Genomic DNA, 11,637 nt, shown 5'->3' on the forward strand with positions numbered 1-11,637 from the left:
ACATACTAATCACCTCATGATTAGTATGATGAAGTTGAGCAGAAGTGTACATATTTAAGTGAGCTTAGTTGTACATTTTTAAGTTAGCATTTCTACCAATAAAGCTAAGAAGATGGTTAAGGAGTTGATGGAAAGTGATACTTGCGAGGAAAGTTAGACTTAAACCAATTTCTAAACAAGAACAACAACTATGGAAATCAGCAGGGACTGCACGTTGGGCATATAACTGGGTACTAAGTAAACAAGAAGAAAATTATAAGCAAGGTGGAAAATTCATATCTGATGGAATCCTTCGCAAAGAATTGACTGTTTTGAAACAAACAGAAGAATATGCTTGGTTATATGAAGCTTCCAACAATGTCACAAAACAAGCTATTAAAGATGCCTGTAATGCATATAAGAAATTCTTTAAGAAACAAGCAGATAAGCCCCGTTTTAAAAGCAAGAAGAAATCAAAACCATCTTTTTATAATGATAATGTGAAATTAAAAGTTAAAAATAATGAAGTTCTGATTGAAAAGGTTGGGTGGGTTAAAACATCTGAACGAATACCAGTGAACGTTAAATACGTAAACCCACGGATTAGTTTTGACGGTAAGTATTGGTATTTGTCAGTGGGGATTGAGAAAGAAATTCCAAAACAAGAGTTGACAAATGAAAGTTTAGGGGTAGATGTAGGCATTAAAGAACTTGCTGTATGCTCTAATGGTATGTCTTTCAAAAATATTAACAAAACAAAAACAGTAAAACAGGCAGAGAAACGCCTTCGTAGGTTGCAACGTCAAGTTTCTCGCAAATATGAAATGAATAAGGAGGGAAACCGTTTTGTCAAAACAAGCAACATTATAAAAATCGAAAAGCGAATACGACATCTACATAGACGTTTGACAAACATTCGTGATAATCACATTCACCAAGCAACAACTGCAATCGTGAAAATCAAACCTTGCAGAGTTGTTACGGAGACATTGAATATTAAGGGAATGATGAAGAATAAACATTTGTCAAAAGCTATCGCACAACAAAAATTATATGATTTCAAGGTGAAATTACAGTATAAGTGTGAAAAGTATGGGATTGAGTTCATTGAAGCTGACAAGTGGTTTCCATCATCTAAAATATGTTCTTGTTGTGGACAAATGAAGGAAAAACTAAAACTATCCAACAGAATATATGAGTGTGATTGCGGATTAAGAATAGATAGAGATTTAAACGCATCTATTAATTTGTCACGTTATAAATTAGCAAGCTAACACGAAAACGTTATTGCTAATATGTAGGATTCGTTGTATCCGAATTTACGCCTGTGGAGTGTTATACCAAACGAAAGTAGCTTTGGCAAAATCGGACACGTAGAAGCAGGAAGCAAACAATGCTTTATAGAGTTTTATAAGGTTTTGGCAACGGAGAATAAATGTTTCACATCAAACCAATTGCATATGTAAAAAATACACGAACTCAAATTCAAGATGATGATTGGGGAGCGGTTATTTCAGAGATTAGATTAGTAGAAGAGTTGAAGGAAGCAGCTTTGCTTGGAGTAGAAGAATTCTCACATTTGGAGATCATTTTCTACTTTGATAAAGTAGCCGATAAACACATTCAATATGAAGCAAGACACCCAAGAAATAATCAGGATTACCCAAAAATCGGGATATTTGCCCAACGGGGAAAGAACAGACCGAATAAGATAGGGTTGACGATCGTTGAGCTGCTCGAACGGGATGGGACAACTCTATTGGTGAAAGGGTTGGATGCGGTTAATGGAACACCCATCATTGATATAAAGCCAGTAATGCGTGAATTTCTACCTCGTACAACGGTAAAGCAGCCTAAATGGTCCACTGACCTGATGAAAAACTACTGGGTGAAGAATGGAAGTTGAAGTGATACTTCCATCAGTGGTGAGGAATATCATGCTTATCATCATTTCATACTTAGATGATGAAACCTCTTAAAAGATCAGTAGGCGTCTATCCTACTGATCTTTTTTAGGAATACTTAAAATTTTCCAGTCGCCTCCCTTTATTTGCTTTCCTATATATAAGATTTGCCCCAAATGATTGCTTATATGCGCTATTTCAATCTGTAATGCTTGGAGCACGCTGATTGGTTTATTGCGAATCGTGACCGTTTTTAGCAGATCCTCTTCGGTCAATTGTTCCACCGTTTGAAACAACAATTTCCAACCTTCTTCCCAGCGTTTCATTAATACTTGTTTCGATTGAATATCATCTATAAATTCATTCTCTCTGTCTCGATATGCTTTTTCTCCATCAGTTGAAAAAAAATCAACCCATCTGGAATGCATGTTGCCACTAAGATGTTTTATAATGATAGCGATATTATTTGATTGCTCATTTGGTTTCCAATGAAGATCTTGTTCGTCTAACTGAATAATTGCCTTTTCAGCCCGTTTTTTCATATGATGAAACTGGTCTACTGTAACGGAAAGATACTCTTTCCCTATCTCCTCCAAAAAATCTCCCCCATTAACAAGTCATTTACTGGTATTCTATCATTGTTAAGGGTTTCATGTTATTAACCATACTTTTATCTAATTTTTTAACTCTAAATGTTAGTTCTATACATTTTTATTCTCCAAGGTGGATGACACTCATTTTCCAACGTTGTCGTAATCGACAAACTACTTATTGCCGAGCAAATGGAGAATGGATTTCGGAGTACTTAAGTTAAATTAGATTTACTGTGTTTTTAGATACTCCATTGATTTTGCCTTTAAAAAAGGCGATTGTTTTTTCCCATGAGTCAATTTGAGCCATGGAATTCCCTTTAAAAGTTCCTCCGGTGGAAAACATGATTCTTGGCATTATTTTTTTGTCTGACGTTTCACATAACGGAATAGTATATGGATAAGGAAAAGGGTGTCCAGCATTTTTATAAGCTAACAGAGAATAAAACTTTGAATAATGATTACTTTCTAATGAATTCATTATTGTCATACACCCATCATACGTATTCCAAATATTATCTTCACAACCGGCAATTAAAAGGATATCTACATTTGCATTTTCGACTTTGATGCGAGCTTCTTCACGATTCTTTGCTTCACTAATGCCTTTACGATATGAAGAAACAAACCCAAAAGGCTTGTTCTTTAAAAAGCCTTTTATAACATCTAAGTAAACATATTTACTTTTTAACTCGATAAAAGGAACTCCTTTTCCCTGATAAGACCAAGAAGACGTTTTTTTACCATTTAAAGCTTGAAAGCTATAGGCATGGGGAGCATTAGCAACTACTTTAGTAATATAGGGGTACATGGATGCAAGTAATAAAGCTAACTCCCCTCCTTTAGATGTCCCGTGAATATAACATTCTTTCGCTTTCAATAAAGAATGATTTTGAAGCCATGTAAAAATGTTTTCAAAATATTCTATAGGCACCTCCCCTAACTTATCTGGTGTATTTTTATTATTAAAATAACCTACAGCTAGCGTATTAAATTCATGAGAAGCTATGAGAGCAGCAATTGTAGATGTAGCTGGTAAATTTCCGTCAGACCCTCCTAAGACAATGATTGTTGGCTTATCTTCATCAAAATAGTATAAGTCTCCAGTAAATTCATCTGTGATTGGAATCTTTTTTATTTCAGGACTTATAAAATGTCTCTCTAAAATCATGCTACTTTTCTCTTGTTTACCGATAGCCATCACTTCAACTAGTATTTTTTCATTGGCAGACATCTTTAGCCCTATATTGACTTTCTTACTAGCAATTTTCTGCATAGATTGAAATAGTCCCATTCCATTTACATCATCGTATGTTCCTGCATTTGGCTTTTGTCGCGATAGGTTTACTATTCCTTTTCCATCTGCAGTAAATATTGCAAAAGATTGATATTTTTCTGAAGGTGCCCATGGAAAAAACATGGAAGCCTGAATTTTAACTTGTTCATATGGTTGTAATCCTGAAATATGAATATCTAGTTTTTCATCACACATAGAAATTTTTTTATTAACATGAATATTCATGATCATTCCTCCTGTATTTGCGGAAATCCTCTAAAGTAACTAATAAGTGTCTCTCAAGTTTTATTAACCAAAGAAATAAAATTTGATTTAAATCTTATAAATCCATTAATCCGCCTTCACATGATAATTAGACACTATATTGTCTAATTATCATAACTTGCAATCCTCCAAAAGTCAATATGTTGTCTTTTTGCTAAATTTAATCCTAAAAAAGTCTACGCTATTCTTTTCTAGAAAAAGAAATACCTTCCGAAAAGTGAACGATTTAATTTCTGGTGTTCATCATGTCCCCTAAAGCCTGGTTGTCACTTGACATTAAAGTGAAAGGGAATATCCTGTGAAAAAAGTATTGCTCTATAGTTTCTTAATCCATTTAGATGACAGCGGCTGAACAGCAAAATAAACACCTGTTATTTGGCAAATTGTCATAATGAAAGAGTAACGTTTACAGTATGAAGAAACATTTCCTTGTATTTTTATTTGGATTATTAAATTAAATCATTATCCCCATGCCTTTAATCGGAAAGGCTAAAACTTCGTCCCATTTTACCAACTACTCTTTCATACGAACTCTTCCTCAAACAGTCCCTATCCTCCGCTTTGCTATGAAGTGTAAATAAGTCAGAGAATGGTATAATAATGAAAGCAATTATGTTGTAAGTTCTTCAAACAGGTAATCGTACCAGATTGATTCATGTGAGAGAGGAGAAATAGTATGTTTACCATTATGATCGTTGAAGATGACCAAAAAATTAGCAAACTACTGCAATCTTATATTGAAAAATACGATTATCGGGCGAAAATAACGGAAGATTTTGATGACGTAACAGGTGAATTTCAACGGCTGCAGCCAGATTTAGTCATTTTGGATGTCAATTTGCCGCGGTATGACGGTTTTTATTGGTGCAGACAGATTCGTTCTATTTCTACTTGTCCAATCTTGTTTATTTCTGCACGGGAAGGAAAGATGGAACAAGTAATGGCACTTGAGAATGGAGCTGATGATTATATAACGAAACCATTTCATTATGAAGTGGTAATGGCAAAAATTAAAAGTCACTTGCGCCGAGCTTATGGAACCTATGCCGCTCAAACAGCAGAACGAACTGTTGAATTCGCAGGACTCACTTTATACCCTGAACGGCTAGTCCTAACATTACAAGGGAAATCAATAGAGCTTGGACATAAAGAGAGCAAATTACTAGAAACTTTAATGGAGCGGGACTCACGTCTTGTAAGTCGGGATCGTCTGCTAGAAAAGCTTTGGGACGATCAACATTTCATAGATGATAATACATTAAACGTATACGTGACACGTGTTCGCAAAAAATTAAAAGAGCTTGGAATTGAAAATGCTATTGAAACAATACGCGGCGCAGGCTATATGCTAAAAGCAACATGGAGGGAGGATGAATGAAGCTTTTTTTACGTGATCATTTGCTGCTAACAATGATCTATGCGATACAAATGTTGTTAATGGTATTTGTTTTTTGGCTCGATGGCTATCGGCACCTTGAGCCTATTTTGTATGCGATGTTTTTAAGCACCTGTCTATTTGTTTTTTATTTAGGCTACCGCTTCATTGCCCTGCGTTCCTTCTACTTTCGTCTGTCCGAGCCGATTACCGAGATGAATGATGCACTTGCTGAACAATCGAGTCAGCCTCTCGCTATTGGACTTAACGAACTAATGGCTTCACTCTATCGGCTGCATCAAAATGATATTCGCATGTATGAAAAAAAGCTTCAGGATCGTATTACGTTTATTAATCAGTGGGTGCATCAAATGAAGACGCCGCTTTCAGTCATTCATTTAACAATTCAACACGAAGACGATCCGGTGTTTGATAGTATTCGCGAAGAAATAGACCGCTTGTCGGCCGGATTGGAAACAGCTCTATACAGTTCTCGCCTAGATCAATTTGAACAAGATTTCGTCGTCGAGCCTGTTCATCTTGATGAAATGATTAGCAATATCGTAACAGCAAACAAACGGCTATTTATCCGTAATCGCGTCTACCCTGAAGTGGCTGTCAATAAAAAATGGGTTGTTGCATCAGACGAAAAATGGCTGTCATTCGCCCTTAGTCAATTGATCACAAATGCCGTCCGCTATTCATCAGGACTGGGGCAAAAAGTGACAATCACTGTTTATTTACGAGGGAAACATGTCGTGCTGGAGGTCGCGGACCATGGGGTCGGCATTCCAAAGGAAGATCAAAAAAGAGTGTTTGACGCCTATTTTACTGGTGAGAACGGCCGACAATATCGAGAATCAACAGGGATGGGATTGTATCTTGTCCACGAAGTGTGTAAACGGCTTGGACATCGAGTTGAACTTGAATCCGAAGTCGGTGTCGGAACAAATGTCCGGATTATCTTTCACGAAATGCTGCAAGAAGATGTCAATCCTGCATAGGGATTGGCTTTTTTGTTTTCTAAAAACTTTAGGAATCACATTCGCATCAGCTTCCTGATATCTTACACAAATGTAAGTTTGTTTAAAGGTTATGCCATGGAAGCATGGCGTTCAAACTGTTACAGTAAAATTAAACGTACAGAAAAGGAGAATTGATATAAATGGAAATGGTAGCCATTCGCAGGCTTGATAAAGTCTATGAAGGAAAAGTTTCTTATCATGCGTTGTCTAATATAAATTTGACAATCGATAAAGGTGAATTTGTTGGGATTATGGGCCCATCAGGAAGCGGGAAAACGACCCTGTTAAATTTAGTGTCAACCATCGACAGCCCGACAGCTGGAGAAGTCTTAATTGATGGGAAAAACCCACATCGCTTAAAAAAGACGGCACTCGCTCAGTTTCGGCGCCGGGAGCTAGGCTTTGTATTTCAAGACTTTAATTTACTCGATACTTTAACAATAGGAGAAAACATTATTTTGCCGCTAACCCTTGACGGAAAAAGCGTGAGGGAGATGGAAACAAAACTCCATGAAGTAGCAAAAAAACTCGGAATTGAGAACATCTTGAATAAACGCACGTTTGAAGTTTCCGGAGGACAACGGCAGCGTGCCGCTATTGCTCGTGCAATCATCCATACACCAAAGCTGCTACTTGCTGATGAGCCAACTGGAAACTTAGACTCAAAATCAGCACGCGATTGCATGGAAACTCTGGAGAAGATTAACAGTACAGATGGGGCAACAATGATGCTTGTAACCCACGATGCAGTTGCGGCAAGTTATTGTCACCGAGTCGTATTTATTAAAGATGGAGAGCTGTACAACGAGATTTTCCGTGGTGAAAATAGACAAGCCTTTTTCCAAAAAATTATTGATATGCTCTCTTTACTTGGAGGCCATGGCAATGATTTATCAAAAATGCAGCAGCTATAAACTAATAGGTTTAGCTAGAGAGGAGGAACTGAATTGAATTTTAGGCAATTTGCTTTAAAAAATGTGACACGGAACATGCGGACATATTCGGCCTATTTTTTGTCTAGTGCATTTTCTGTCATGATGTTTTTCGTCTATGCGATGTTTATTTCACACCCAAGCTTAGTTGCAGCTGAATTTGGAGCTGCTAAAACTGCTATCAGTGTAGCAGAATTTATTATTTACATTTTTTCTTTCTTCTTCGTCTTCTATTCTGTTAGTGCATTTTTAAAATCACGGAAGAAGGAATTCGGCATATTAATGATGCACGGTATGTCTAAGCAACAAATCAATTGGCTTGTCTTTATGGAAAACATGATCATTGGTGGAGCCGCGATTATTAGTGGTGTTATAGCAGGCATGATCTTTTCCAACCTATTTCTTATGATTGGTGCAAATGTCATGAGAATTGAAAAATTGCCATTCTACTGGCCGTGGAAAGCTTTATTGATTACCACGATTGCTTTTAGTTTGCTATTTTTCGTTATTTCTGCATTTACGACAATTTTAGTACGAGGCAATAAAATAATCGAACTGCTGCGGGGAAGTGCAAAACCAAAGAGAGAACCAAAGCCTTCGCTCATACTTTCAGCGTTAGCGGCAATCCTGCTTCTCACTGGCTACGTTATTTCTTTCCTTGTCAAAGGACCAATGGTTGTCGTTGCAATGCTGCCTGTCGTGACGATCGTCATCATTGGCACATACTTTCTATTTTCGCAGCTCAGCGTGTTTACGATCCGTTCCTTAAAGCGCAATCGCAATGTGTACTGGCGGAGAACGAATTTAATTGCAATTTCCGACTTGGCTTATCGCATGAAAGATAATGCCAGAATGTATTTTCTCGTCGCAATTGTATCCACGGTTACTATTTGTGCATTAGGCACCTTTGCCGGTTTTCAGGAAGCAATGATTCAAATGACAAAAGATGAAGATCCGTTTGTTATTAATTATACTTCTTACAAAGATAATCTTCATGAAGAAAAGCATATCGCACAAATAGAAACAGCACTAAAAGAAAAAGGATTGGAATATACAAAACTGGAAGCACGCAAAGTGGTGTTTTTAACCGATGCCAATAAAGATAGAACTTATGGGATTATTCCATTGTCTGAGTTCAATCGTTTTAGTACCGCTTTAGGATACGCTAAAGAAACATTAAACGACCAAGAGGCTATCAAAGTGACGCCATCACGTCAAACTTTCAACTTTAATGAACCAAACAAAGTGCAGGAACAAGACAATATTGCTTTTAAAGAAAGTCCTGTCACATTAGTGAAGAAAAAAGATTTAGAAAGAACCGTTTTTTCAAGCCGTTTTTTAGAATACGAATCCTATTTTGTCGTAACTGATGACACTTATAAAGCAATAAATATAAAACCAGATAAAGCGTATATCGCGTTTAACGTACCTGATGAAAAGGAAACAGTCGATATCGGCAAGCATTTGTCTGAGCAATTTTATTCAGAAGAAAATCAAGCTCACTCATTTGTAGCAACTTCTACTAATATCGATTTCTTAAAACAAGTTTATAGTTTAATCTTGTTTGTTGGGTTATTCATTAGTTCCGTTTTCTTTATCGCTACTGGAAGCTTCATCTACTTCCGATTATATACCGATTTGACAGAAGACAAAAAGCAATATCAAGCAATTGCTAAAATTGGGTTTTCCGAACGAGAGCTTAGTAAAGTAGCGTCAACCCAAGTTGCCCTTTTATTCTATGCACCGTTTATCGTTGCGGTTATCCATAGTTCCGTTGCAATGTATGCATTGCACAGCTTTTTCAATATGTCCGTATTCCGTTCCGCAGCGATGGTTATTGGCGGCTTTTTCGTAGCACAAACGTTGTTGTTCTTGCTTATACGTTTCCGCTACGTAAAACATTTGAAAGAAGCAATTAGATAAAGTGAAACTTCAATGAGTGGGGGTTTTCTTTCATCCCCCACTCATAAGAAATAGAACAAAGGCTAAGATCAAGAGCATTCTTAAAAAGTGACTGTTTTTACTTCATAGGATCACTGCTGCCAAAACTTCCCTAGTTTCTTGCAGCGCTTTAATAACCTACGTTGTGTAGGCCCGTTTTATTTATAGCAGTAAAAGGAAAAGAAAGAGGAGAAAAAGCTCGCCTCCTACTACAACCTTTTATTTCTACAACAACCATGTCGGATAAAAGCTGGAGGTTTTAGTGAATGGATTTTGAATCTTTATACCTACTTTTAAAATATTTGTTTTTAGGGGTGCTACAAGGTTTTACTGAGCCGATCCCAATTTCTTCAAGTGGACATGTAAAATTAGCTCAATACTTTATCGGTTTAGAAATAATGAGCAACTAAGACATTTGCATTATTAAGGGGCTGATCTTGCTGAGACTCGATGCATCCAAATGTTATCTGGCTTCCATATTGATGCTTTCAGCCAACGAATATACCACCCACTGATATATATAAATAGAGTAGTCGAGGTTACTCCATCATCAAACCATACGTGCCCTACTAAGGCATACGGCTTACCCATGTGTTACTTGTTATGATTTATAAGCTGCTAAACGTTGCGCATATTTCATTTTACGAACAGTTTCAGGAGAGAAGTAATTCTCTCCTTTTTCCTTTGCTCTTTCAATGGCCCGTTTGTACTTCTTGCTTTGTTTGTCTTTCATATAGCGTAAGTAATCAAGCAGTTCATAGCCAAACTGTTTGCCGTAATATTGTAAGAAAGAAGGAATTAGTCCTATACCTGCGAAGAATTCAATGTTCCATTTTGTACACATTGCCCATCCTTTTCTTTGGCTTGGATGTTTGTGTATCATAGCTACTCTTAGCCTTTTTCTTATATAGCCATCTATAGCGAGTAGTTCATTTTTGAACGTGTTGTAGTAACAGCTGCTATTGAGTCCATATTTCTTATTCTCCTCTATGGCTTGCCACAGTGTAAGAAAGTAATTCACTTTCCCACGAATAATCTTATTTACACGATTTATCCACTCTTCTTTACTAAAAGTAAGTGTTTTCCGTGTTTTCATTTTGATTTTTGCCTGAAATCTTTCCACGTTCTCTCCTTTGGCTTTGCTATATAGTAAGGTTTCCCATCCTTCTTTCGTTTTCTCCAGTGTCCGAAAGTAAACCCTAGAAAATCAAGGTCATCACGATTAAAATTGACAATCTTTGTTTTCTCTATTGATATCTCCAGCCCTAGCTCTTTGCTTTTCTTTTGTTATTTCCTCTGTTCTTTTAATATCCTCTTCTGTTTTCGTAAACAAAAGAAAGTTATCTGCATAGCGTACAAATCGAATATTGTTCAAGTCTAGCGTCCAATCTAGTTCGTTAAGATAGATGTTCGCAAGTAACGGACTGATGAAACCACCTTGCGGTGTACCAGAGTCAACTCGATGGTATTTTCCTTCTTCCATGTAGCCAGTTTTAAGCCAGTTCCATATCATGTCTAGTGCTGTACCATCAGCGACATACTTGTTTAGTACCCTCATCAATTTCTTGTGTGGAATGTTATCTAAAAATCCTTTGATATCACAGTCATAGATGTAATTGTATCCTTTCTCGATGTTCCATGGATAATTTGTAAAACACGTTTTGCTCCTCAATTTGGTCGATACCCACAAGACCAATTATGGAAGATATGATCCTCGAATTTTGGTTCGAGTACATTTACAACTGCTTGTTGGACGATACGGTCTTCAAAATTAGGGATGCCTAACGGACGTTTCTTTCCGTTTTTCTTCGGAATGTATACTCTTCGAACAGGTGATGGTTTCTATTCTTTTCTTTCGTAGTTTCTCTAAGAGTGCATCAAGGTTTTCTTTCTCTTTGCACTCATAACTTTTGATGGTTACCTCGTCGCTTCCTCCAGCACCACCGTTAGCTTTGACTTTTAGCCACGTTTCTTTCAGTTTACGGTCAAACAAGATTTGTCCATAAATACTATGCCATTTCATTTTCAACTCTTTATTCAAGCCTATTCCACACCTTTCACTGTGTACTTCCAGTTCGTTTTTACCAAAGTAACGTTTTCTGTTTTCATTACATATCTTTACAGATACAGAGCCACAAGGTCGTCCCCCTTCCGTTCAGAATCTGTTTGGTCAGATTCTTACTTCCGTGTAGAGTCGAAGGAGGTCGGCAAAAGCCTTCCTCCGTCCGCTCGATCAAACGGATCGTACAGTTTTCCCGTAATCCGCTTTCCTTTATGTCATCCTTTGGATGCAACTTTAGATTCTAAATCTGGAATTAATGAGATAAGAT

The 11,637-nt window shown here is 37.0% G+C and carries 12 protein-coding genes and 1 pseudogene; 7 read left to right on the top strand and 6 right to left on the bottom strand.

Going from position 1 to position 11,637, the window contains the following annotated elements; all coding sequences use genetic code 11:
* The first annotated feature begins 134 nt into the window (after positions 1-134).
* Both J2S08_RS22155 and tsaA read left to right on the top strand, forming a co-directional pair.
* On the top strand, positions 135-1,253 hold the full coding sequence (locus J2S08_RS22155; protein ID WP_307233501.1) for an RNA-guided endonuclease InsQ/TnpB family protein: 1,119 nt from the start codon (positions 135-137) through the stop codon (positions 1,251-1,253).
* A 161-nt stretch (positions 1,254-1,414) separates the two neighbouring features.
* Positions 1,415-1,885 carry a tRNA (N6-threonylcarbamoyladenosine(37)-N6)-methyltransferase TrmO gene (tsaA, locus tag J2S08_RS22160; protein WP_307233503.1) on the top strand — a complete coding sequence of 157 codons (471 nt, stop codon included), beginning with the start codon at positions 1,415-1,417 and terminating at the stop codon, positions 1,883-1,885.
* Positions 1,886-1,978: 93 nt separating this feature from the next.
* On the opposite strand, the gene J2S08_RS22165 is transcribed toward tsaA, so the two are convergent.
* Both J2S08_RS22165 and J2S08_RS22170 read right to left on the bottom strand, forming a co-directional pair.
* On the bottom strand, positions 1,979-2,479 hold the full coding sequence (locus J2S08_RS22165) for a DUF1572 family protein (protein ID WP_307233505.1): 501 nt from the start codon (positions 2,477-2,479) through the stop codon (positions 1,979-1,981).
* Positions 2,480-2,693: 214 nt separating this feature from the next.
* On the bottom strand, positions 2,694-3,995 hold the full coding sequence (locus J2S08_RS22170) for an acyl-CoA thioesterase/bile acid-CoA:amino acid N-acyltransferase family protein (RefSeq protein WP_307233506.1): 1,302 nt from the start codon (positions 3,993-3,995) through the stop codon (positions 2,694-2,696).
* A 715-nt stretch (positions 3,996-4,710) separates the two neighbouring features.
* On the opposite strand from J2S08_RS22170, the gene J2S08_RS22175 reads away from it, so the two are divergent.
* The 5 genes and pseudogenes from J2S08_RS22175 to J2S08_RS22195 all read left to right on the top strand — a co-directional run.
* The gene (locus tag J2S08_RS22175) at positions 4,711-5,412 is read left to right on the top strand and encodes a response regulator transcription factor (RefSeq protein WP_307233508.1); all 702 of its coding nucleotides are present in this window, start codon (positions 4,711-4,713) and stop codon (positions 5,410-5,412) included.
* Positions 5,409-6,413 carry a sensor histidine kinase gene (locus tag J2S08_RS22180; RefSeq protein WP_307233511.1) on the top strand — a complete coding sequence of 335 codons (1,005 nt, stop codon included), beginning with the start codon at positions 5,409-5,411 and terminating at the stop codon, positions 6,411-6,413. Before J2S08_RS22175 ends, J2S08_RS22180 begins: the two co-directional genes overlap by 4 nt.
* A 161-nt stretch (positions 6,414-6,574) precedes the next feature.
* Positions 6,575-7,348, top strand: a complete 774-nt coding sequence (locus tag J2S08_RS22185) for an ABC transporter ATP-binding protein (protein ID WP_307233512.1) — start codon at positions 6,575-6,577, stop codon at positions 7,346-7,348.
* 33 nt (positions 7,349-7,381) lie between these two features.
* Entirely contained in the window at positions 7,382-9,289 is a 1,908-nt protein-coding gene (locus J2S08_RS22190) for an FtsX-like permease family protein (protein WP_307233514.1), read from the top strand.
* A 284-nt stretch (positions 9,290-9,573) separates the two neighbouring features.
* Positions 9,574-9,705, top strand: a pseudogene (locus tag J2S08_RS22195) (undecaprenyl-diphosphate phosphatase); the annotation flags it as partial.
* Between the two features lie 203 nt (positions 9,706-9,908).
* On the opposite strand, the gene J2S08_RS22200 reads toward J2S08_RS22195, so the two are convergent.
* From J2S08_RS22200 to J2S08_RS22210, 4 genes are all read right to left on the bottom strand, one after another.
* A complete protein-coding gene (locus J2S08_RS22200) occupies positions 9,909-10,430 on the bottom strand; it encodes a hypothetical protein (RefSeq protein WP_307233517.1) in 522 nt (173 codons plus the stop codon).
* Between the two features lie 99 nt (positions 10,431-10,529).
* The gene (locus J2S08_RS22205) at positions 10,530-10,979 is read right to left on the bottom strand and encodes a reverse transcriptase domain-containing protein (RefSeq protein WP_307233519.1); all 450 of its coding nucleotides are present in this window, start codon (positions 10,977-10,979) and stop codon (positions 10,530-10,532) included.
* The gene (locus tag J2S08_RS22710) at positions 10,976-11,122 is read right to left on the bottom strand and encodes a reverse transcriptase domain-containing protein (protein WP_370875742.1); all 147 of its coding nucleotides are present in this window, start codon (positions 11,120-11,122) and stop codon (positions 10,976-10,978) included. The genes J2S08_RS22205 and J2S08_RS22710 overlap by 4 nt, the downstream gene beginning before the upstream one ends.
* On the bottom strand, positions 11,079-11,348 hold the full coding sequence (locus tag J2S08_RS22210) for a hypothetical protein (protein WP_307233521.1): 270 nt from the start codon (positions 11,346-11,348) through the stop codon (positions 11,079-11,081). The genes J2S08_RS22710 and J2S08_RS22210 overlap by 44 nt, the downstream gene beginning before the upstream one ends.
* Positions 11,349-11,637: the final 289 nt, after the last annotated feature.

It is taken from the genome of Bacillus chungangensis (genome assembly GCF_030812995.1).
GTDB lineage: Bacteria > Bacillota > Bacilli > Bacillales > Bacillaceae_C > Bacillus_CF > Bacillus_CF chungangensis.

Excerpts from the sequence above, each read along its gene's own strand:
- tsaA (WP_307233503.1), top strand. The coding sequence starts at position 1,415 with ATGTTTCACATCAAACCAATTGCATATGTAAAAAATACACGAACTCAA.
- J2S08_RS22170 (WP_307233506.1), bottom strand. The coding sequence starts at position 3,995 with ATGAATATTCATGTTAATAAAAAAATTTCTATGTGTGATGAAAAACTA.
- J2S08_RS22175 (WP_307233508.1), top strand. The coding sequence starts at position 4,711 with ATGTTTACCATTATGATCGTTGAAGATGACCAAAAAATTAGCAAACTA.
- J2S08_RS22180 (WP_307233511.1), top strand. The coding sequence starts at position 5,409 with ATGAAGCTTTTTTTACGTGATCATTTGCTGCTAACAATGATCTATGCG.
- J2S08_RS22185 (WP_307233512.1), top strand. The coding sequence starts at position 6,575 with ATGGAAATGGTAGCCATTCGCAGGCTTGATAAAGTCTATGAAGGAAAA.